Genomic DNA, 21,820 nt, shown 5'->3' with positions numbered 1-21,820 from the left:
TCCACAAGCTGGCAAAGATGGCGAAAAAGCAGACGTCTTTGGACAGTTCATTGTCTTTCACAAAGGGGGCGGATTCATAAACGTCATGGCGTGTCCTGCCGGCTATCGGATCAGATGGCACCATCGCGATTGCAGAGGTTCGTGCGCAGCGCTGCATTTGTCACATTTGGGCTCACCGCTGCCGTCGGAGGCAGCGCAACATGTTGTGATAGAATACTCCGGTCAACGTCGGGTTGGCGTTGTGGGAGGGCATGGCGGATCGGAGGATCAGTCATGGAAACACCAAACCTACCAGCCATTCGCGCTCTCCGCCCAGCTTGGAACAAGGGTCGGATCGTTGGGCAGAAGCGACCTTTGAAGCCAAAACACGTTTGGGCGATCCGCGTGCGTCTCGAACTAGCCGAAAACCACCGCGACCTAGCCCTGTTCAACATGGCAATCGACAGCAAGCTGCGCGGCTGTGACCTGGTGAAGATGAAAGTCGTAGATGTGATGGCGTCTGGCCAGATCAAGGAACGCGCCTCTGTCCTGCAAAGCAAAACTCAGAAACCTGTGCGCTTCAAAATTTCCGAAGGCACACGGGCCTCAGTCGAGAAGTGGATGGAAGACGAGCTCATGGTTGGCTCTGAGTACCTTTGGCCTGGCCGCTTCCACGAACGGCTGCATATCTCGACCCGCCAGTATGCGCGGATCGTACGGGATTGGGTAACTTCGATCGGCCTTGAGGCTAGCGCCTACGGGACCCACTCAATGCGTAGAACCAAGGTGACACAAATCTACAAGAAGACAGGCAATCTGCGCGCCGTTCAGCTCCTGTTGGGGCATACGAAGATGGACAGCACCGTCAGGTATCTCGGCGTCGAGCTGGAGGATGCGCTAGCAATCGCTGAAGCCATTGAAATCTAGCAACTTCGGATCGCCCTCGGGGGCGGCCCAGAGCTGCCGTCGACCAACTGGTCGAGATGCTGCGGTCGCAGCCCGCATTGCCGACTTTCGCTGCAACCGCAAAATCTGGATGGGGTCGAACTCACAATCTGCGGACTTTGCCGCCCTCCTTAGAGCTGACTCCAATGTCGGGTTGGGAGGTTCAGGCGCTTCGAAGCTGACTAAGTCGGAGGCTCGCAATAGCCGTACCAGGCTCGATTCAGTGTGGCGTTTTTGGCTTGTGAATTGAGCACATACATTTGATTCCCAAAATCAAAGTGCCAAAACTCTGAAGGGTAGTTCTCAAATCCAGCTTCCATCATCGCCCAGTATAGCAAGCGGCGGTTAAGCAAAGCAGCGTCATCGGGCCCAATAAGACCACGCTTGAGCGCCTGCTCCAGTTGGTCTGTATGGGCGGCAGCGCTCAGATCATCAAACGCAGCCCCCAAATCCAACTCCTTGCCCGTGTCAAGCGAGCGAAGCATAACATCAACTGAGGCTCCGGACGAATGTGTCGGCCACGTCGTGGCGTCCCCCGGGTCAAATCTTCTCGGGTCCGAGCTATACTGACTGGTCAGAGCTTCCAGCTCGGTGCTAGAAAGCGCCGGGTGGTCCTTCCTCACCTTTTCCAAGGCCCAAGCCCACAGTCCTCTTTGAGTGGCTATTGGACGATATGCATCATAGACCACGAGTTCACATCCAAACGCCGACAGTCTTTGGTTTGCGGAGCGAAGCATCGGCAGCAAGCTGGCACGACACCACATGTGAGAAAGGCTGCCGTCAATCCTTTGACCGTATGGGGCATTGGAACCATCTGAAACATAGTAATATGGCAAGACCGATACGCCGTGCTCGCCAATGTCAATCAGTGCTTCTGATCCGCGAGGGTCTGAGGCATCTATTTCGACAAAATGATAGTTGCGTGCATCTAGATGATCGTCCCGCATTGGGATCGGCGGAAATTCGGGTCTACTCATAGGCGCTTCCTCACATCGGAGCCCGATCCCCGGCTAGGCAGGTAAGGCACTTGTCCAGAATGGCGATCAACTCAGTCCGGTCCATTTCGGACAGCCCTTCGACCAATCGTTTCTGAACAACAACATGATCTGACACGGCGGCGTCAATCTTCGCTATCCCGCTCGCTGTGAGCTTCACATGGACACTGCGCTTATCCTCCGGATTCGGGACGCGCGCCACGAAACCATCTTTTTCAAGCTGGTCGATGCGGTTGGTCATTGTGCCTGACGTCACCATCATCGTTGCAAGAAGTTGGTTAGGGGACAGCGTATGAGGCGGTCCCGACCTCAGAAGCGTGGCCAACACGTCGAAACTCGCCGCGCTCAGCCCGTGTTTTGCAAAGGTCTTGCCCATCTCTTCGCTATAAAGCGCCGACAATCTGACCACCCTGCCAATCACACCCATCGGACCGGTGTCTATGTCTGGCCGCTGTTTGGCCCACTGCGCTCTGATGTCTTCAATATCGAACATGCTGTGACACAGAATTGATTTTTATCTTGACGTCAAGCTAAATGCATTTATCTCTACATCAAGATAAATTGGAACGCCCTATGTCCCGTCCTCATGACCTCGCCCTCGCGGCACTGGCCCCATTAGTGTGGGGAAGCAGTTACATCGTCACTACAGAGTTCTTGCCTAACCTTGATCCGCTGACCGTCTCGGTCCTGCGCGCTCTGCCTGCTGGCCTGCTTCTATTGTGCCTGGTGCGCCAAGTGCCTCATGGCTTATGGGTCTGGAAGATGTTTGTTCTGGGTGCCTTGAATTTCGCGATATTCTGGTCGCTGCTCTTCTTTGCCGCCTATCGTTTGCCCGGGGGCGTCGCAGCCGTGATGGGAGCATTGCAGCCATTTGTGGTCATCTTTGCAGCGCGCTTCTTGCTTGGCTCCCCCATCAAAGTGCTGTCCTTGTTCGCCGTTGCGGCGGGCGCCGCTGGGGTTGCACTCCTCGTCCTGACGCCTGAAGCGAAGCTGGATATGTGGGGCGTTGTTGCCGGGATCGCCGGGTCGGCATCCATGGCCTTTGGCACGGTGTTGAGCCGAAAATGGCAACCGCCAGTCAGCGCACTGACCTTTACGAGCTGGCAATTAACGGCTGGCGGCTTGCTTTTGGTGCCCTTTGCCCTTTTTGCGCCAACGGATTGGTCAACGATCAGCGGAACGAACCTCTTGGGGCTCGCCTATCTGGGACTCATCGGTGCCGCATTGACCTACATTATCTGGTTGCGCGGAATCCGCATCATCCAACCCGCTGCTGTTTCGATATTGGGTCTTCTCAGCCCCATGAGTGCGACTTTGCTCGGCTGGTTCATTCTGGGTGAAACGCTGAGTGGTGCGCAAAATATTGGTATGATTGTTGTCCTTCTGAGTGTGATCGTTGGTCAATACGCGCTGAGATCGATACCAGCATCGAAAGAACCGACAATGGCCGCTTTGCTGCCAATGCGCTGCTGGGATACTGCAGCTCAAGGACGCAAGGGACAACAAGTTGACACATGAGATTACATTTTCCCGGCTGGTTGATGTGCCAGCTTCCGAGATTGCCGAGCACATGTCCGACCCGAGGGTTGCCGAACACATGCCGCTTTTGACGGGTGCGTGGGACACGGAGATGGCAATCAAGTTTGTCAAAATGAAAGAGGAGTACTGGGCGCGGGATGGACTCGGGCATTGGGCGTTTCTGGTCGGCGGCAAATACGTTGGGTGGGGCGGTTTTCAGAAAGAAAGTGATGAGTGGGATTTCGGTCTCGTCTTGCGGCCGGATGCGTTTGGTCTTGGCAGGCGCATTTCAAAGAAGGCCATAGATTTCGCTATCGCTGACGTCCGCATTCCATTTGTGACGTTTCTGCTGCCACCATCTAGGAAGAACGTGGGAGCGCTCGGAAGACTAGGTGCTGAGAACGTTGGCGATGTCGACTACGATGGAGAGAGATTCCTGAAGTTCCGACTGGAAACGAAGTAGTCTAGCATCCGCTTGGCAGACCTTCATGCAGGTCGCAGCATTCGTCAAATTGGGCCCACACCTACCATCTGAGGGATTGCAGCATCCTTAGTCACATGTCGTTGAGGAGCTTCCAGATCGGCCCTTAGCTGCCGTTCGTTAGCTGATCAAGATGCCACGGTGCGGCCCGTCGAACCAGTCATTCGCCGCGACTGCAAAATCTAAGCGCAAACGAAGTCACAGATCGCGGGACGAGGACATCCGGCCTCAAAGGCCGGACGTCCGCTGTTCTGGTCAAACTCAGTTGATATCCTGCACTTCCATGACCAGCTTTTCCCAGTTGCGCTGGTTTTCCATGTCGTGTTCCAGCCCTTGTTCATCAGCAATCTGAAAGCGTTTGACCGCGGGTGTTTTGCTTGTGGCTTGGTAGAGCCAGTATGCTTCGGCCTTCAGCGCGTCTTCGATTGGCTTGTCGATCGACTCATAGACCATCTGTTTACAGGCGTTGATGGACTCTGCGGGGAACTTGGCGATCCGCTGAGCCAAGGTATTGACGTAATCGTCTATTTCATCCGCATCGAGGGCCTTGTTGATTGTGCCCATCGCTTCTGCCTCATCGGCATCGAAGTCACGCGCGCTGAGAGTGATCTCAAGCGCACGGCCAAGGCCGGTTTGACGTGCCATCCGGGAGGCTCCGCCGCCGCAGGGCAGGATGCCCATGCCAACCTCCATCTGCATAAACTTGAACTTGCCGCGCACGGCAAATCGCATGTCGAGGGCGAGCGCGAGTTCATGGCCACCACCGCGTGCGAAGCCTTCGAGCTTGGCAATTGTGGCCTGAGGCACTTTGCTGATGCGTTCGCAGACGGATTGCAGGTCGAGCAGTTGCGCTTCATCGCGGGAGACAGCTTCGGTCGACATATCTTTCAGAAGCTCTGTGTCATAGTGACAGACCCAGACCTCGGGGTTCGCGGATTGGAAGATGACCACTTTGGTATCGCGGTCCCGTTCCAACCGCATCGCAAGGCTGTTGAGGTCAGCCAACATTTCCTGACCTTGGACATTCACTGTCCCAAAATCGAAGGTGACCGTTGCAATCGCATCTCCGGCCTTCACGTCAAAAGTATGGAAGTTTTCATATTTCATCGAACAATCTTTTCTTGTTGCCGGACAACACATGTCGCCGGATGGGTTGAGGTTTCAGGTCTTGGTGGAGTGAGACGCTTGAGTTTATGCAGGCGTCTCTAAGGTCAGCTTAGAGATTTCAAAGCATCCTCGATGCCTTTCATCACCTGCGCTGAATGGGTTGCGTCGGTTGCCGCCGCATGTGGCTTTGCGAACCGGCCGCTGTCATTGTCAAAGTACTTGCCCGATGCGTCCGCGAATGACTCACCAAGCGCCGCCTCACGCAGGATGTTTGCACCAATCGACAGGTCGTTGCCTGCGATGCCATAGCCTTCCTTGACCATCTTCGAGGCCAGCAGAGAACCGGGGTTTACGGCGACAACGACAGGGCCGTCCGAGAGCTCTTTTGCCAATTCGCGCGTCCAGATCGTGATGGCGAGTTTGCTCTGTGCATAGGCGTCGTTGTGGCCAAGCTGCTTGTCTCCGCGCATTGCCGCCAGATCAATTGGCGCCTGCGCCGCAGAAGAGAGGTTCACAATTCGCCCATCCTTGGGGATGATCGGCAGGAAAGCGCGGGTCAGCGCGTAAGGCGCGAAGGTATTGACCATAAAGCGTGCGTCAAAGCCGCCTTCCGTCACGGGGTCTGCAATTTTCAGAACACCGGCATTGTTGATGAGGACGTCGAGCCGATCATGCTTTTCACGCACCTCTGCTGCGAAGGTTTGGATGTCGGCCATGAGGGATAGATCAGCGGCATAGGTCTCGACCTGGCCGCCCACCTTTGTCACAGCCTCTTCCAACTTAGCTGCGCCCCGCCCATGAAGCAGGATTGTGTGTCCTTCTTTCGCAAGGTTTTGCGCGGTCAAAAGCCCGATGCCGTCTGTAGATCCGGTGATGAGGATTGTCTTGGTCATATCTGTCTCTTCTATGTTTCTCAAACCTTTGGGGTCCATTGATGTCAGGCGAAGCGCACTAAAGTGCGGCTTTCGATGCTTTTGCGGATGGTCGTGATGTTCTGGTCTTCAACCATGTCCAACGCAGAATGGCCGATGGATGGCCGTCCGCGGTTATCAAAGATGTTGAAGTAAGCGACCTCATCCGGGGTCATCTTGGACATGTAGATCCAGTGATGATTTGGGTTCGCCGCAAGCCCCATGATCTGCCCCTTTCGGTCGGGATAAATCAGATCGAGCAAGATCCAGTCTACGGGTGAGACGCTCGACGGCAGGATAAATCCCTACGGGGCCGAGTTGATCGGGGCCTCAATTGGCCGCCAGACATTGATGAAGGCATAGTGGCCTGCGCTCCACTCCGCTGCCTTCTCTGGGCCGAGGATGTCGATCAGGCGCTGCGTTGCACCGTCCCGGCTGTAGTCGCTGTGCACATTCCGCGCAGGCTTGCGTACCGCCTCAGGGTCATCAATACGGATCGTGTGGTCAAAGATGACAACCTCCCGTGCAGCAAGTTCAGTCGCCAACAGGTTTGTTAGCTCTCCGTCGTAGTCTGACTGCCAGAAAGCATCGTCTTGCGTGAACGACACGGCTGTTGGCGAAACGGTAAACGCAACCGCGTCGTCACGGAAGGAAGGACCAACCTGCCGTCCGCGCGCGTCGGTCACTTTCACCTCTGTCGGGGCCAGTTCCGGCGCAATCAGGTTGCCGATGATTCCACCCGCATCCAATTCGAACGCTTGACGCTCGGGCTTGTGGACATGGTAATTCACTGTCGCGGTCTGGGTCATCACACTCTCCGTTTTGCCTTGAGCTTTGACCTATACCCCCACCCAGATATATAAATTGGCCATAATTGAATTTAGTATTCCGGAAATCTATAAAATATGGATACCCAAAGCCTCCGCCTCTTTGTGCTTGCGTCTGAAACACTGAACATCAGCGCGGCGGAGCGCACCCTCGGGATGGCACCTGCTGTTGCAAGCGCGCGGCTGGCAAAGCTGGAAACTCTGTTGGGCGCAGAACTCCTGCATCGGTCAACGCGGAAAGTCTCGGTATCGTTAGAGGGACAGGATTTCCTGCCCTACGCCCGCGAGATGATTGCACAGGAAGAAGCTGCCCTTGCCGCATTTGGCAAAGGCAAGGCCGAGGTGAGCGGCACGCTGCGTTTCGCGGCCCCCAGCACGTTTGCACAGCTCTATATTGCGCCACTGCTGCCCGCTTTCATAGATGCCTATCCAGACCTTACCCTCGATCTGCATTTATCAGACTCTCAGTTCGATCTCATCGAAGGCAGCTATGACCTCGCCCTGCGCAATTCAGTTTTGGAAGATAGCAGTCTGACAGCCCGTAAACTGGCGGACGACCGCCGCATTCTTTGCGCTGCTCCCAGCTATCTGGAAAAATACGGCGCTCCAACGACCGCCAATGATCTAACCGCCCATCGTCTGGTTGCGTTCAGAGATCTGGAGCCACGCGCTTTGGTGTCTGCTGATGGCGGCAAGGCAGATTTCGCCCCCCGGAAAGCGGCTCAACGGCTGGTCGTAAATGATGGGCTGACCCAGGTGCGCGTGACGCGCAACGGCGCTGGCATCTCGATCAATTCACTCTGGGCGGTCCATAGCGAATTAACGGCAGGATCGCTGGTTCGGGTGTTGCCCGACTATACACTTGCCGAAAATCCAGCGCTTTGGCTGATCTACCCGAAAAGCAATGTCGTCTCGAGCAAGGTTCGGGTGTTTATGGACTACCTAATTGAACAAATCGGCAAGTCACCTGTTTGGGTAGCCTCCCCGTAGTCGCATCCAATTATATTCCCAAACCGAATACTGTTATCTGATAGGGCTCGTTTATACGGTATCTGAGCAACATTAATTCTGGTGTCGAAAGCGATACGCTTGAACTCAGGAAAGTTGAACACCGCCATGACACAAGATGCACTGCAACGCACACGCGCACTCAAACGCCCGACACGGGACGCAATGCTGCGCAGAGAGCCGGACGTCAGCCGATTTTGGCATGAAAACCAAAACCTCTTTCAAGAGGCATGGAAAGAGTGGGAGCAATCGAACCCAAGCGACTTGGATAACTCGCTCTATAACGACGACCTACGCGCCGCTGTCGAAGGGGCGTGGAAGGACCCAACGACTGAGCGGGCAGTCAAAGACCTTTGGAAAGAGGTCTTCCCCGGCGTCTACAAAACCCAGTTCTTTGATCCTGACCGCCTGGCCACTTTGCGTCGCTACATGGATAGCGTTGCCGATGCTGATATCCCGCTTCGTCCGCCATATGGCATTTCCCTCAACCGTCGCGGCGCAATGCTGGACCCACGCTCAGATGGGCATCTTGGCGCGCCAGCGTTTCAGGCGTTCTACCGAGAGCTTATGGACAGCTACATGCGGCCCATTTCCCGCCTTCTGTTTCCGGATATAATGGGTTTTGACACACAGACCTTTGGGTTCTCGATCCAGTGGCAGGCGGACAAAGACACATCCTTGCGCCCACATTCCGATGCGTCATCGGTCACGTTGAACATCAACCTCAATCTGCCGGATGAGAGTTTTTCCGGTTCAGCCGTCAGCTTCATTGATCCGGCGTCGCGCCGCGTAGAGAAGCTATATTTCAAACCCGGTACAGCCCTGATCCACCACGGCAGCGTACCCCATGCGTCTGAGCCGATCACCGAGGGACAGCGCTCAAACTTCGTGCTGTGGCTCTACGGTCAAAATGGTCAGACCCCGCGTCCTAGCGCTGAAGCGGCTGAGATTGATCCGCGCGCACGCTGGACTGTCCCGACCGAGCCATCAGACGGGTTTGCTCCATTTTGATCATAAAATGTCCGGTTTGGCCGTCTCCAGCTCGGCGATGCAAATCGTCGAGCTGGTTCGTTTGAAGCGATCCTTTCACATGGTATCAAATAAAAAGACGCCATTCGAGCAAGGCGCCGCATCTGTAAGAATGGGCTCAGCGCGCCCCCATCGGAGCAATTGCAGCATTTGAATCCTTGAGCCGCTAGCCTGCGATGAGGACAGCCCGAAGCAGACGTTGGTCCAAGAGTTCCATAAGGCTGGTCGGCGGGACAAAGCTTACTTTCGCTGTGCCGAGCATGAAGGTCCGAGTTTGGTAAAGGTCAATCTCCACAAGACAAAACCTTAGGCACCACGTCGGAAAAAACGCAGAATGGGTCCCTGCTTCCACATGGCGATGCCGCTAAGAACGAGGGCGGGCGTGACCAAGTAGAGGGTCATCGCGGTGAATGCGGCATTCGCGGACCACGGTGAATAAAGATATGTGCCGATAATCAGTCCTCCAACGATGTGAAACCAGCGTAAGGTTGTGCGTAGCGCTGCTGCTGTCATCGGTTTGACCTTTCGTTTTGGAACTGTCATTCAGATAACTATGCAGTGCTAACTTTGCAATGCTTAGTTTGGGAGATATCATGAATTACGCTGCCTATCACCACGGAGACCTGCGAAGCGCTCTGCTAGACGCCGCCGAGGACGATCTATCCCGCGCTCCCGATGCAGTGCCCAGCATCCGGGCACTCGCGGCTCGGCTCGGCGTCAGTGCCACGGCTCCACACGCGCATTTCCGTACAAAATCCGACCTGATGACAGCGCTCGCCGTGCGCGGGTTTCAGCGCCTTGCATTAAAGCTGGAAGAAGCAAGGCATGACACCACCGACCTCACGGCATTGGCGGAAGCGTATATGGCCTTCGCGGCAGAGAATCTGGGTTTATACCGGCTCATGTTCGCCACAGGCACCCGTGTCGAAGACGACGAGAGACTTCGCCAGGTGTCCCGAGCAGCCTACGACATGCTTCGGGATACTTTAAAAGAAGTGTTTCCAGCCGCGGCGGATATCGAGCATAGAGAGCGAACCCTCGCTGCGTGGGGAGTTGTGCACGGCCTCGCATCTCTTGCTGCCGAGGGACGGATATCAGCCGACACATTGGATGATCGCTCTCCGCGCAATCTTGCCCGCCTGGCTGCCGCTCTTGTCGAAGGCAGGCCTTGAGCGGCGATCGGAACATTCATGGCCCCCAACCTCAATCGAGTGGTCACGAATCCGACACAGTGGATCACTGCAAGCTGACCACGGTTACGCCCAGCTGTGTGCCCGGCATCGGCTCTCTTGCCGGTGCTTATCGGCAAGAACATGCCATTGCGGGTGTTTGCGCGCGGATGGTCTCGCCATGGCGTGTGTTGAGTCCCAGTGTGCGATGACACGCTGTATTTTTTATAACCTAGTTTATTCCCTCGGGAGACCCGTATGAACGCGGAAGCTGATTTCATTCAGGCGGAGCGAATTCTTCGGATCGAGACGCCGCTCGGCACCGATCAATTGCTGGCCGAGAGGTTGAGTTTTCGTGAGGTGATATCGGGGTTCTTTGAAGGTCAGGTGGCCGTAAGGTCCAAGACCCCCGATCTTGATCCATCTGATCTCCTTGGCAAAACGGTCGATCTTTCGGTCGAGCTTGGTGGCGGTGATCGGAGGGCCTGGAACGCGCTTGTGATCGGGTTGGATGCCGGGCCGAAAGCGAGCCGTGGCCTGCAGAGTTATGTGCTGCAACTACGCCCCGAAGTCTGGTTGTTGACCCAGCGTTCGGATTGCCGGATTTGGTTGGATCAGACCGCCCTGGAGGTTGCCGAGACTCTTCTCGGCGAACATGGCATCGCCCCGCCCAATGTCACTGGCGTATCCGAGGCGCCGCCGTCGGATCATTACTCGGTTCAATACAATGAGACCGATTGGGCCTATCTGGTGCGCCGCCTGGAAGAAGACGGTTTGTATTATTGGTTCGAGCACGAGGAGGGGGCGCATAAAATGCATATCGCCGACCATCCTTCGGGCTACACGAATGGCGATGATCCCGACCTTCGATTTGCAGCTGGATCAACAGATCGCAACCATATCAACCGGTTCCAAACACGGATGAGCTACACGCCCGGCACCTACGCCTCGCGCGACTGGAATTTCGAGACCCCGGGGCAAGTGCCGGGTGGCGATGCGCCAAGCCTGGTTTCTCTCCCACGCAACGGTGAGTATGAACTCTATGAATATCCCGCAGTGCCGGGCTACGGCACAGGTGCACGTGCCTCGGAAGGGATCGCCGATGACGAGGTGGCCCGGTTAACGCGCCTGCGCATGCAAGCGGTTGAGATGACCCATCGCCAGGTCGAGGGTGAATCCACCGTACGGACGCTCGCTGCAGGACGGCGGTTCACACCCTATGACGTGGCCAATCCTGACAATGTGTTTGGCGAATACGTGACCTTGATCGTAGAACATGAGGTGGTCGATACGTCATATGAGAGCGTCGAGAACCAGCCGGAATATATGAACCGCTTCATCGCTCTGCCCGCTGAGGTGCCCGCGACGCCCGCGCAAACCTCGCCACGCCCCCGCATTGAAGGCGCCCAGGTGGCCATTGTGGCCGGACCAGAGGGTGAAGAAATCCATCCCGACGAATATGGCCGTATCAAGGTCTGGTTCCCGTGGGATCGCCGCGCCGCCAAAGACGGGTCCGACACGTGCTGGATCCGGGTCATGCAGAATTGGGCCGGTACTGGATGGGGGGGCCAAGTGATCCCTCGGATCGGGATGGAGGTCATGGTGTCCTACCTGGAGGGCGATCCAGACCGGCCGGTTGTCACGGGCATTGTGCCGAACGCGCGGCAGCGGGTGCCCTATGATTTGCCGGCCAATAAGACCAAGAGCGTTTTTCGGACGAACACCCATAAGGGTCAAGGCTTCAACGAGCTCAGCTTTGAGGACGAGCGCGGCGAAGAAAAAATCTATATGCATGGCCAGAAGGACCATGAGATCCACATCGAAAACAATCGAGCCAAACGGATCGACAACAACCAATCCGAAAGCGTCGGTCACAACAAAAGCATTGAAGTAGGCAACAACCACCAAGAGACGATTGGCGGCAACATGACCCTGATGGTTGGTCCAAATCGACTACAACGTGCCGTTACAGGCGCATTCAGCGCCTTTACCAATCGACTAGGCGATCTCGCCAATGGCTTGGGGTTGCCGGACCTTCTCAATATGGGCGAGGGCAACCTCGTGATCGGTGTCGGTAAAAACAAGGCCGAAACCGTGATGGTAAGCTCCACAGAGGTCGTCGGTGCAGGTAAGGCGGTGACAGTTGGCGGCGGATATCAAGTGGTGGTTGGGGGTGTTCACAACCAGTCTATCGGTATCGGGGCCTTAGAAGAGGTTGGTCACAACAAGTCAGTTGTGGTCGGCAAGATCTACGAAGTGCGGGTTGGAAAATCCAAACTAGTAATGACCGAGGACGGCGTGATCAATCTGACTGGTGTTCGGATCAGGATTAATGGCGAAGAGTTGGTCGATATCGACGCGCCCGCAGTGGATCTGAACTAGGAGTGCATCATGACAGAGTATGGCAAGGACGAATGGATAGCACGAGCCATCGAACGGCGCGCCGCTCGGGATGAGGAGCGCGCTCGTTTCGTTGCCGAAGCCGGAACACAACCAGTGAGCTCGCTTGACGAGATACAGTTTTCACCTGCGCAGCAGCGTAAGAAGGTGATCAGCCTGATGAAGGTTGCCCGTGATGGTGGCCTTGATGCGAACCACATGGAAGCCATGGTTATGATGGCACGCGCAATCGCAACGACAGGTCTGGGTGCTGGCGGCGGGATGGCCGATGTCGCATGCAACGTACTGTCGCCGCATGATAGTACCAGCGCGAGGTTGCTGGAGTTCTTCACGCTCGATTATGACATGCGCAGCCGTGGGTAAGCGCACGTGATGAACAGCACCTTTCTCACACCCATTTTTGGGTTGCGCGATGGGCGGGTTTTTCAGCAGGCTGGATTGGGTGGGCAGGCCGGTGCCATTGCGGGCAATGGTGGTACGCATTTGGACGCGCGTATACCGCAGATGCTCAGCGATTATAACAGAGCTTACAACGATGAGGTTTATCAGAACCTAATGGCCTATGCCGCGCAACTGCACACCCTTGGTGTGCTGGCCGGTGTTGTGGGCACGGAGGAGGAACAGGCGCAGTATCGCGCTGCCGTGGTCGATGCGGCAGGCAGCTATTTCGAAGGATTGCTTCAGCGAGCACAGCGGCAACACTGGGTTGAGAACTCATCTCCGCTCGACGCCGCCGCAACTCTTATAGGTCTAGTTTATCAAGGCTCCGGTGCACTTGTTGAGTCAATTTCGCCTGAGGATAGTTTCTTCGGACGCGTTGGCGAAAACTGGTCGCGCGCGGGCGATATCCTTGTCTCAACCGATCCGGAGCGTCTGATTTTCGCTTTGAGCAGCGATTTTATTGAATCGATCTGGGATGCTTGTGTTGCGCGCTGGGATCAGTTCTGGGACGATTTTGATCGTGAAGGTCTACTGTCGGCGATGGCGCGACTGGAAGCGGATGCCGATTTTCTGATAGCCGAGTTGGCGATCGATGTCGCTTTGGGCATCGCTACCGGCGGGGCGGCCGTCGCGGTGCGGATCGTTGCGCGCCGTGTCGCAACAACGGCCTCTCGCGTTGTGATCCGCGCCATCGGCGAGGCATCCGACGTGGTTCCTGACGCCCGCCGTTTAACCGAAATCAGAATCGACGACGCCGACATAGACGAAACGATCGTTCGTCAGGTTCTGGACGAAGAAAACCTGCGCACTCGCTCGGAACGTGGTGACCTATCGGACCGCGCTGAAGTCGAGGATCCCGGTTCCGAACGCCCGAGCGGCAGCGGCAATGGTGACGGACACACCCACGGTGCGGCTAGGCGCACTCTGTCACCAGAAATGCGTCGTCGTCTTGGTCAAGAGCAACAAGGGATGGTCGATGAGATGGCGGCGGTGAATTTGGGTAACAGTGGCCGAGGTCCCGTCCTGACAAGTGTTATTGATCCAGATACGGGCGATGTATTTCACGGCATCAACGGTGGTGTGCCTCCCTCTCGGCGTGCGCCGAACAGAATTCCAAATGATCTTCATCCTGTGCTGCGATCGCGCATTGACACATACAATAGCCGTATTGCCGAGAATGACACACGGAACACATTTCCAGATGGTATGCCAGTGAACGGAACACCCGGGCACCATTCGGAGATTTGGGCTTTGAACCAAGCTCTAAATGCGCGCGAACGTGCGGGGTTGCCTGTCACAGACGACACACTGAGTGAGCTCTTTTTGTCGAACAGGCGGATCACCGGGTCGCGTTCTGGCCAGCCTATTGTGCGTTGCCCTGATTGTGGTGCAATCACGGCAGGCGCGAATGATATTTCAGCCGACGTTGTTGGCGTCCCATTTCGAGAATAGCGATGCAGAAGATTTTTACGGTTCGAACTGACGACCTGGCCATGGACGCGGACGTCAATGAATATCGCGTCTACAAAGGCAAGCCCTTCACAGGTATTGAGGAAGACTATGTCAACGGCGTTTTACAGGCGCGCAGCTCGCTCGTCGAAGGCACGGAACACGGATATGTTCACTGGCTCGGAACAGATCGATTTTCCGAGATGCTAGCCTGGCATGCGAGCAATATGCCGGCTGGTATCCGTATTTATTGGAACTTGGACGGGAATTTGGAAAGCGTCGAAAAAGTGTGGGGATCCGAAACGATAGAACGCCTCCATTTCGACGGAGATCGACGCTGGATCGAACCCCTTTTTCCGCTGGCAGAGCAGGCGAAGCTGCGCACAGATCCGGCACTAGGATCTCCATACAACCGACAGGAACCTGTCGATGTTCTCTACGATCAGGCGATGGAGCGGATGGAGTCTGGATCGCTCTTTGATGATCCTGCGCTCTATCGGCCAGCGGATTACTATGATTAGACTTAGTTGGGTGCGACTTCGCCGATGACCGCCACCAAGCAGCTTCCTATACCGACCATGATGCGCCTCCGTGAGCACCTGAACACAGCCGACGTCGGGAACATTGAACCGCTTGCGGACATGCAAGTTCACCTGGCGGAACGTGTCATCTGCGCGCCGGAACCCAACCCACTTCGCTTTGTAACCGGCGTCGACATCGCGTACTCTCAAGACGAAGGGGATCCAGCTCATGTTGCTGCGTTGACGATGGATATTCAGACAAACGAGATCGTCGAATGTATCCATAGCAGCTTCCTGCCAGCCTTTCCCTATACGCCCGGTTTTCTAGCCTATCGAGAGGTTTTGCCAGCCGCTGACCTGATCACGGGGCTAAATATCATTCCTGATGTCGTGCTTTATGATGGCAATGGCACGCTGCACCCAAGACGTTGCGGCGCGGCTTGCTATCTCGGACTGCTGACGGACTTACCCACTGTTGGTGTGTCCAAGAACCCTCCCATGGGCGTGGCGCGCAACTGCATCATGGATAAGGAGAAATACCAACTGATCGACAGCATCGATATCGGCTTGGGTGCGGCCGTGCAAACCGGGGGAAGCACACGCGCGATCTATATCTCGATCGGGCATAAGGCTGAACTTGATTGGGCTGTTGGCTTGGTCCGGCGGCTTTCGAGATTTCGCCTCCCTGAGCCTTTGCGCTTGGCAGATATTGAGACCCGCCGTGTGAGGGACAGACCGACCGGCTAGTGTGCTCCTACCTGTGGCGATTTCTCGCCGTTTTAAGCGGTTTTGGTCATTGATCAACCAGATCACGACGTCGCTTCAGATTTGCGAGTAGACAAACGTCATGGGCCTTGAGACGGTATGGGCTCTGCCACCGCGAACGGAGCCCTGCATGACGCGCCCAATTCCCAGTGCCGAGGTTGAAACGCTGCTATCGCTTGCCGATGGGGACACTTTGCGCAAACTTGCTCTGTTGCTCGACCGAGTGATGGTGAACCAGGCGACAGGCGATTTGACCCTCAAGGCTGGCGCGGCGCAAATCACACTTAGCGAAGACGGCACTGTCCGCGTGACGGGTGCTCGGATTGTGCAGGATGTCGACCGTGACGTCTCAATCCGAGCCGCGTGGATCGACCTGAACTGACAGATCGTTATCGCCGGAACCTGCTAAGATGTGGACCGTCACCAACAAGACGCCTTTTGCGACCCATGGCTATCCCGCCCGCGACGCCGCGGGGGCAGAGCATTGGGCCCTTGCCATTCGCGCGACTTTCGATCTGACCAACGGTGCTCTGCCTCGACTGGCGGAGACGCAAACCCCCATACGCCTTGTCCCGCTTTATGACGACAATGCCGAGGAGATGTTGGAAGAGGCCGATATGATGCCGTTCCGCATGGGATGCGATGTCGTTGTGGCGGGCCACGCTCACCCACCGCGCGGCACGCGACCAGATGCATTCCCTGTGCGTTTGCGTGTGGGAACGATCGACAAGACGCTGATCTGCCATGGACCCCGGCGGCAGGTGGGAAACCGCATTATCCAGGACGGCCCCGCCGCGACAACCCGGCTGAGTTGGCGGAATGCGCTCGGTGGACCTGATATAGCCGGACTGGAGGATCCACTTGACGCCAATCCTTTGGGGATGGGCTATGCCTCGTATCCTTTGCCGGAAGAAACGGCGCTGGAGCTGCCGCTGATTAGCGATGATAGCGGTAGACCGGTCGGTTTCGGCGCCTTGCCGCCGCATGTTATGCCGCGTCGCGGGTTCGCAGGCACATTCGATGAGGATTGGGAACGTCGCCGCGCACCACGATTTCCCGCCGACTTCGATGCCCGCTTCTACAATGCCGCACCGCCCGATCAGGTTGCTGAACTGAAGGGCGGTGAGACGCTGCACCTGGATGGATTGGACCCCGGAGGCGCGGTTTCTTTCCGTTTGCCGCAGGCGATCCTGACGGCACGAACACGGATCGATGCCGATGTGATCGAGCATCGTTTTCGCCTGATTTCCGTCTATCTGGACCTTGATGCGTCGCGCTTGTCGATGATCTGGAATAGCGCCATTCCCTGCGCGGGACGTGATGGCCGGGTAGACGGCTCAGTTGTGCGGTTGCGTCAGATCTCAGGGGTTGAACGCACGAGTGCCGTGATGCGCACCGAAGACCCCGTTGCATGACAGGTATCGTCAATGGCATCGGTCTGGCATCGGCACTTGGGGGTTATGAAGCCGCAACAACAGCCTATCGCGCCAATGCACGGGGGTTCAAACGCGAACGGAGCGTGATCGGAGTGGATGGGATGGGCGTCACGATGGCAGCCGCCATTCCGATGCCTGAAATGCGTGACATTCTGGACCGGTTGGTGACCTTGATCAGCGATGCCGTCGCAGATCTGCCCGTGCCCATGTCCAGCAACATACCCATAACGCTGTGTCTGCCGCCGTGGTTGCGCGAGACCGATCTTACCGAACCGCTGGCCCAACGGCTGGCCCAAGGCGCGCTGCGGCAAACCTCAGAGCTGCGACTGGCATGGGAGGATGACACGCCCTTTGCCTCGGTCCTAACCGCTGCCCTTGCTCAGGAAGAAGAAAGGCTGGTCGCTGTCCTCGATACCTATCTTCTTCCAGAACTATTGGATCTGCTGGCGGCGACAGGGCGTATTCAATCCTCTAGACAACCGCACGGCTTCATACCGGGCGAGGCGGCATTGGTCTTTCGTGTCACGCCTCAGGGAGCCGATATGGCGCCCGCAGGCGTGGGGCATATTGCCGGAGCACGTATCGCCCATGATGAGACTGACCTGACCCGGCCAGAGGGCCTGTTGGGCGAGATCATCGCTGATCTCTGGGCCGAAGCGATAGACGCACGCACCGACCGCCTTTTGCTGGACCTGAATGGCGAGCGTTGGCGGGCCGAGGAAGCGGCCCATTGCCTGGCGCGCCATGCTGACCGCCTGGATGCTGCACTAACCGGGGATCCCGAAACACCCGCACTGAACTTTGGCTATACGGGCATCGCAGCGGCCCCGCTTATGATCGCGCTGGCCCTGACGGACGGCCCGAAACCGCCTGAGCGGACCGAGGAGTGGTCGCTGATCTCCGCCAGTCTTTATGGCGGCACGCGCATGGTGATCCGCACCGTCAGGGGTGTGGCCCAGCCGTCGCAGCCTGTTACCGCGCGGGGCAACCCGCCGTGATCCGCCGACGCCCGCATCCGATGAAGTAATTCAGTTGAACTCCGCCCCCGATCCCCTAGCCTAATCACAGATGACCGGAGCCCGATCATGCAGGAAACCGTCGCCATCAACGGCCTGACGCTGTGCCACAAAAACGCCAGCGGGTTTGTGCAATCGACCCTGCCCGATGTCTGCAAGGCACCCAAACACCCGGCGCCCTTTACAAACGTGGCCTTCGCCAAAGACCTGGCAAAGGGAACCACCACGGTGCATTCGCACGGTGGCGCGATGTGTGGGATCAAAGGCTCGGAATTCTCCACATCCATAGGCGACGAACCTGGCGTTGGGAAAGGCGTGAAATCCGGCACCCAACTAGACCGCGCAACATTTCTCAGTTGGTCCCCCAACGTTTTCATGGAAGGCAAACCTGTCACCCGCCTGACAGACCGCATGTTGCTGAACAACGGCAACACCATCTCAGCCGGGGGATATTATACGGGGCCGGTTACGGGAACATCGCGCGCCACGCTTGACCTTTTGTGCGAGATTGCCTGCCGCTGTCTGAACAATGGCAATCAGAATTGTGTTGATACGGCCGTACAAGCATTGCCCCGAACGCCGGAAACGGGCCTCTATTCCGAGGTAACCTTCACGCCCGCGGGCGTTATGCTGCGCAACCCGGATGGCTCGCCTCAAACGCGATATGGCGTGGCGGGCTCTCGGATCGATATTACTGGTGTTGTCGGCGGTGCGCCCACCGAGTTTGTGGAAATGAAGTTCCCTGGCGACCGGCTCCGCAATCGCCAGCAAGAGCGTTACGGTGCCGCTGCGGCGCGCAACGGCCGTACGCTCACCGTTTTGGAGGTGCCGGGCCATTGCAATAACTGCGAGGGACAACGCCAAGAGGAGCAAAGCTCTGGTCTTGAGGTGAACCCCTGGGCTGTCGGGGCAGTTGGTGGTTTGATCTTGTTGGGAATTTGCATCTATGCGACGGCAGGCGTGTGCGGTCTTGCGGCAGCGGGCGGAGGACTGGCTGCAGCCAGCTAGGGATAGGAAAGATGGGCTTCACTCCACCAGACCACATTATCGAGGGTGCGCGTCAGATCGACAGCGATATCTTGCGCGACCCGATCACAGGAAATCCGGCGGCGCGACCAGTTTTTTCCATTGTCGTTTTCTTTCCAGAAGGTGGCACGCTCGACAGGCAACTGGCTGCGGTGGAGACTCTGGCCGACCTTGCGGCGGAGATGAGCGACGATCTCACGCATATGCAAACTGCGGATGGCAATCCCGAGCCCCTGAACCTTGAACGCTTCGTGTCCGAAAGTCGCACTGCAATCCAGAACAGGTTTGAAAATGGCCGTGAGGACGCGGCTCTCGATCTCGACTTGGGTGTTTTTGGTGAGCCTTTTGCTGTGCCAGCCAATCGGGGGCTTTGTGCTTTCGGCGGCTCAGTCACCGCAGGCGCGCCAATCGTCGACAGTGATGCCGACATGTCACGGCTTGAAGTGACGACATCGCTGTCATGGGATGTCGAGACCGGTTTCGACCGACAAATAGCGCGGACCTTGCGCGCTGCCGAAGCATTAGGCGCAAGTCACGGGTTGGCAGGCTTCGGTCTACAATATGACCGGGTGGCCTGGGGCACTGCTGATCATCATAGTGCAATTCCATTTTTGACCCGCTTCCCTGGATTTCACTGCGGGTTCGACGGGGGATTCACCACCCAAGCAACGATTAACCGGTCGCAGCCGGACCGCTATTTTTCAGTCAATTGGTTAACGATTTTGGGCGATGCAATGATTGACGAGCTTGGGGGAGAGGCTGACCTTCGCAGGAAGTTGGGCGAAGACAATCCTTTTCACACCTACCGGGGAGGCGCAGTTGTTCAGGCAGGCGCACTTCCGCAAACGGGTGACGTAAATAGGGGCATCGCAATGGACGCGTATCGCACCGTCAGTGTCGCTACGGCAACCGTACGCTTCGAAGACTACAACGTTGGTCTTTTTCCGAACGCGGATGCTGGCGAGAGCCTTCGCCAGACGCTTGCCTGGGCGGGACGCTTTGACGATTGAATCCGGGGCGTGCTGTTCTGCAGGACAGGGTTCGGGTTCCGCCAGTTGCCGATCTTGCGTCGTGCTTCCAAACTCAGGCGAGGGTAGTAGCGTCTCATTCGAAAGCCTTCTTGCAACATTCTGACTCAATACAGAATTTACACTTAAAATGTGAGGTCCGCCCGCTACACCTAATGTTGCAATCAAACGCTCTGAAACCCGATTTTTCCTGCCGGTTGTGATTGGAATTTTCCGCTGCGATTTTCCTGGCCGGGTCAAAACCCATCCCAAAAATGTAAGTAATACATCGGAGGCTCGGGCGTGGTGCTTGTTGTGATCGCCACTCATTTTTTCATCGTCTGTTTGATACAGGGGAGTGGATTTGTCGCAACCCACGTGTAGATGCCCCGATCTATGGGAGGGAGATCTCAACATTTGGATAGCTTGATCGGGTGCTTCCACGCGTCCAGACTGTTTGTGCGGCGCATGTGACCGCTGGCCCTTATGGACATGCGCGAACCTAGATTCAAATCAGTTTATCGGGCTTAACGCCGCGAAGGGTTGCGCTGGTTTCCCAACTTGATCTCTTAGATCCACTTTCCTTATTCGATCCGTTCGTCCTCACATACCTGCCGGTATCCGGGTTTTCGGTTTCACAGCAATACCCGGAATTCGGTATTCTTTGCCTTTCGCCAACACAGCCCACAGTCATCGCGCCATCCGATTTGCCAATGCGACCACCACGACCATTCTGGGCCGAGTCTCAAGAATACGGGCGAGCCAGGGTTCGACACAACGTTTTCGTTGTTCAATCGAGTTGATCACCGACATTGCCCCAATGATCAGCAATTGCCGAATGTCCTTTTGGTCTATCTTCGTGACGCGTCCGAGACGTTCCTTACCGCCGGTCGAATGCTGCCCGAGAACAAGACCCGGCCAAACAGCAAAGTCGCGCCCACTACGAAAGCTCTTTGCGGGAGGGCAGAAAGCTCTAACCGCTATCGCAGACATCGGGCCTACACCCGGCATGGTCTGCATCAGTTGAGCGTCGCGAGAGGACCTGGCATGTGCCCTGATTACAATATCGAGCGTAGAGACCTACTCGCTAATCGTTGCAATCTTTCCAGTAGGCGTTCTGCCAAAGACCGAGCCAATTCTGGCAACGCCGCTGCCTTTTCTTCGACCTCACACGCAAATGTATCCGGGTTGTAAATTCTAAACCGAAGTACAATTCCGAATTTCGCAAGATGTGTCCGGATCGCGTTGATCGCCTGGATTCGCAGGCCAACAAACATCTCTCTGGTTCTGAACAGCATGGCCTGAGACTGCCGATCTGGTGTCTTCACCGACACGAACCGCATCAAAGGCCTCAATGCCGCTTCTGAAATGACTTCGGCATTAATAGCATCACTCTTGTGCCATTTAGGGTCAGGACCCATTGATTTTCACTTATTGGCGTGATTCACAGCTGAAAAACTGAGCGGTGAACATGTCTGATCTATTCTGGCTTACGGATGCGCAGATGGCGCGACTTGAGCCCTTCTTCCCGAAAGCCCACGGCAAGCCCCGCGTCGATGATCTGCGTGTCTTGAGCGGGATTATCTTCGTCAATCGCAATGGGTTACGGTGGCGCGACGCCCCGGCCGCCTATGGCCCGCACAAGACGCTCTATAACCGCTGGAAGTGGTGGAGTGATAAGGGTATCTTCGCTCAAATGATGATCGGCCTGGCAGCGGATCACGGCGAACAGAAGACTGTCATGATCGACGCTACATACCTCAAGGCTCACCGAACCGCGACCAGCATGG

At 56.5% G+C, this 21,820-nt stretch carries 23 protein-coding genes and 1 pseudogene; 17 read left to right on the top strand and 7 right to left on the bottom strand.

All coding sequences use genetic code 11. The annotated features are described in order from the left end of the window. Nucleotides 1-273 precede the first annotated feature (273 nt). Nucleotides 274-906 (top strand): tyrosine-type recombinase/integrase, encoded by a 633-nt coding sequence (locus tag V8J82_RS00115; RefSeq protein WP_339970839.1) that lies wholly within the window; start codon nucleotides 274-276, stop codon nucleotides 904-906. Between the two features lie 200 nt (nucleotides 907-1,106). On the opposite strand, the gene V8J82_RS00110 is transcribed toward V8J82_RS00115, so the two are convergent. Further along, entirely contained in the window at nucleotides 1,107-1,901 is a 795-nt protein-coding gene (locus V8J82_RS00110) for a M15 family metallopeptidase (RefSeq protein WP_339970836.1), read from the bottom strand. A gap of 10 nt (nucleotides 1,902-1,911) precedes the next feature. Continuing rightward, nucleotides 1,912-2,412, bottom strand: a complete 501-nt coding sequence (locus V8J82_RS00105; protein ID WP_339970834.1) for a MarR family winged helix-turn-helix transcriptional regulator — start codon at nucleotides 2,410-2,412, stop codon at nucleotides 1,912-1,914. A gap of 80 nt (nucleotides 2,413-2,492) precedes the next feature. Here V8J82_RS00105 and V8J82_RS00100 point away from each other — a divergent pair, with 80 nt between their 5' ends. Both V8J82_RS00100 and V8J82_RS00095 read left to right on the top strand, forming a co-directional pair. Next, nucleotides 2,493-3,437, top strand: a complete 945-nt coding sequence (locus V8J82_RS00100) for an EamA family transporter (protein WP_339970832.1) — start codon at nucleotides 2,493-2,495, stop codon at nucleotides 3,435-3,437. Next, entirely contained in the window at nucleotides 3,427-3,900 is a 474-nt protein-coding gene (locus tag V8J82_RS00095) for a GNAT family N-acetyltransferase (protein ID WP_339970830.1), read from the top strand. Before V8J82_RS00100 ends, V8J82_RS00095 begins: the two co-directional genes overlap by 11 nt. A 279-nt stretch (nucleotides 3,901-4,179) precedes the next feature. On the opposite strand, the gene V8J82_RS00090 is transcribed toward V8J82_RS00095, so the two are convergent. The 3 genes and pseudogenes from V8J82_RS00090 to V8J82_RS00080 all read right to left on the bottom strand — a co-directional run bounded on the left by V8J82_RS00090 (nucleotide 4,180) and on the right by V8J82_RS00080 (nucleotide 6,745). Further along, nucleotides 4,180-5,025: an enoyl-CoA hydratase/isomerase family protein gene (locus V8J82_RS00090; RefSeq protein ID WP_339970828.1), complete on the bottom strand. Its 846-nt coding sequence runs from the start codon at nucleotides 5,023-5,025 to the stop codon at nucleotides 4,180-4,182. A 104-nt stretch (nucleotides 5,026-5,129) separates the two neighbouring features. Next, complete coding sequence (locus V8J82_RS00085) at nucleotides 5,130-5,918, bottom strand: SDR family NAD(P)-dependent oxidoreductase (RefSeq protein WP_339970826.1); 789 nt, start codon at nucleotides 5,916-5,918, stop codon at nucleotides 5,130-5,132. Between the two features lie 44 nt (nucleotides 5,919-5,962). Next, nucleotides 5,963-6,745, bottom strand: a pseudogene (locus V8J82_RS00080) (CmcJ/NvfI family oxidoreductase). 96 nt (nucleotides 6,746-6,841) lie between these two features. On the opposite strand from V8J82_RS00080, the gene V8J82_RS00075 reads away from it, so the two are divergent. Together V8J82_RS00075 and V8J82_RS00070 are read left to right on the top strand one after the other, a co-directional pair. Further along, nucleotides 6,842-7,753 (top strand): LysR family transcriptional regulator, encoded by a 912-nt coding sequence (locus V8J82_RS00075; RefSeq protein ID WP_339970824.1) that lies wholly within the window; start codon nucleotides 6,842-6,844, stop codon nucleotides 7,751-7,753. Between the two features lie 126 nt (nucleotides 7,754-7,879). After that, complete coding sequence (locus tag V8J82_RS00070) at nucleotides 7,880-8,782, top strand: phytanoyl-CoA dioxygenase family protein (RefSeq protein WP_339970822.1); 903 nt, start codon at nucleotides 7,880-7,882, stop codon at nucleotides 8,780-8,782. Between the two features lie 324 nt (nucleotides 8,783-9,106). On the opposite strand, the gene V8J82_RS00065 is transcribed toward V8J82_RS00070, so the two are convergent. Continuing rightward, complete coding sequence (locus V8J82_RS00065; RefSeq protein WP_339970820.1) at nucleotides 9,107-9,343, bottom strand: hypothetical protein; 237 nt, start codon at nucleotides 9,341-9,343, stop codon at nucleotides 9,107-9,109. 50 nt (nucleotides 9,344-9,393) lie between these two features. Here V8J82_RS00065 and V8J82_RS00060 point away from each other — a divergent pair, with 50 nt between their 5' ends. From V8J82_RS00060 to V8J82_RS00010, 11 genes are all read left to right on the top strand, one after another. Continuing rightward, nucleotides 9,394-9,972 (top strand): TetR/AcrR family transcriptional regulator, encoded by a 579-nt coding sequence (locus V8J82_RS00060; RefSeq protein WP_339970818.1) that lies wholly within the window; start codon nucleotides 9,394-9,396, stop codon nucleotides 9,970-9,972. Nucleotides 9,973-10,227: 255 nt separating this feature from the next. Continuing rightward, nucleotides 10,228-12,351 carry a type VI secretion system Vgr family protein gene (locus V8J82_RS00055; protein WP_339970816.1) on the top strand — a complete coding sequence of 708 codons (2,124 nt, stop codon included), beginning with the start codon at nucleotides 10,228-10,230 and terminating at the stop codon, nucleotides 12,349-12,351. Nucleotides 12,352-12,360: 9 nt separating this feature from the next. Beyond that, nucleotides 12,361-12,732: a hypothetical protein gene (locus tag V8J82_RS00050; protein WP_339970814.1), complete on the top strand. Its 372-nt coding sequence runs from the start codon at nucleotides 12,361-12,363 to the stop codon at nucleotides 12,730-12,732. Between the two features lie 9 nt (nucleotides 12,733-12,741). Beyond that, nucleotides 12,742-14,262: a YwqJ-related putative deaminase gene (locus V8J82_RS00045; protein ID WP_339970812.1), complete on the top strand. Its 1,521-nt coding sequence runs from the start codon at nucleotides 12,742-12,744 to the stop codon at nucleotides 14,260-14,262. Nucleotides 14,263-14,264: 2 nt separating this feature from the next. Further along, nucleotides 14,265-14,780: a hypothetical protein gene (locus V8J82_RS00040; protein WP_339970810.1), complete on the top strand. Its 516-nt coding sequence runs from the start codon at nucleotides 14,265-14,267 to the stop codon at nucleotides 14,778-14,780. A gap of 24 nt (nucleotides 14,781-14,804) precedes the next feature. Continuing rightward, nucleotides 14,805-15,527: an endonuclease V gene (locus V8J82_RS00035; protein WP_339970808.1), complete on the top strand. Its 723-nt coding sequence runs from the start codon at nucleotides 14,805-14,807 to the stop codon at nucleotides 15,525-15,527. A gap of 148 nt (nucleotides 15,528-15,675) precedes the next feature. Then, a complete protein-coding gene (locus V8J82_RS00030; RefSeq protein WP_339970806.1) occupies nucleotides 15,676-15,927 on the top strand; it encodes a hypothetical protein in 252 nt (83 codons plus the stop codon). 28 nt (nucleotides 15,928-15,955) lie between these two features. Beyond that, nucleotides 15,956-16,960, top strand: a complete 1,005-nt coding sequence (locus tag V8J82_RS00025; protein ID WP_339970804.1) for a DUF2169 family type VI secretion system accessory protein — start codon at nucleotides 15,956-15,958, stop codon at nucleotides 16,958-16,960. Further along, a complete protein-coding gene (locus V8J82_RS00020) occupies nucleotides 16,957-17,979 on the top strand; it encodes a hypothetical protein (RefSeq protein ID WP_339970801.1) in 1,023 nt (340 codons plus the stop codon). The genes V8J82_RS00025 and V8J82_RS00020 overlap by 4 nt, the downstream gene beginning before the upstream one ends. 87 nt (nucleotides 17,980-18,066) lie before the next feature. Beyond that, complete coding sequence (locus V8J82_RS00015) at nucleotides 18,067-19,005, top strand: PAAR-like domain-containing protein (RefSeq protein WP_339970799.1); 939 nt, start codon at nucleotides 18,067-18,069, stop codon at nucleotides 19,003-19,005. Between the two features lie 11 nt (nucleotides 19,006-19,016). Next, nucleotides 19,017-20,033: a type VI immunity family protein gene (locus V8J82_RS00010; protein WP_339970797.1), complete on the top strand. Its 1,017-nt coding sequence runs from the start codon at nucleotides 19,017-19,019 to the stop codon at nucleotides 20,031-20,033. A gap of 687 nt (nucleotides 20,034-20,720) precedes the next feature. Here the strand turns inward: V8J82_RS00010 and V8J82_RS23655 are convergent. Continuing rightward, a complete protein-coding gene (locus V8J82_RS23655) occupies nucleotides 20,721-21,050 on the bottom strand; it encodes a transposase (protein WP_439650024.1) in 330 nt (109 codons plus the stop codon). Nucleotides 21,051-21,501: 451 nt separating this feature from the next. Between V8J82_RS23655 and V8J82_RS00005 the strand changes: the two genes are divergently transcribed. Further along, nucleotides 21,502-21,820, top strand: a 319-nt coding sequence (locus V8J82_RS00005) for a transposase (RefSeq protein WP_339970795.1), incomplete at its 3' end; no start/stop codon positions are given.

Origin of the sequence: Gymnodinialimonas mytili, from assembly GCF_037544085.1 — a bacterium.
GTDB lineage: Bacteria > Pseudomonadota > Alphaproteobacteria > Rhodobacterales > Rhodobacteraceae > Gymnodinialimonas > Gymnodinialimonas mytili.
This window is presented reverse-complemented; position numbering and strand designations above follow the sequence as displayed.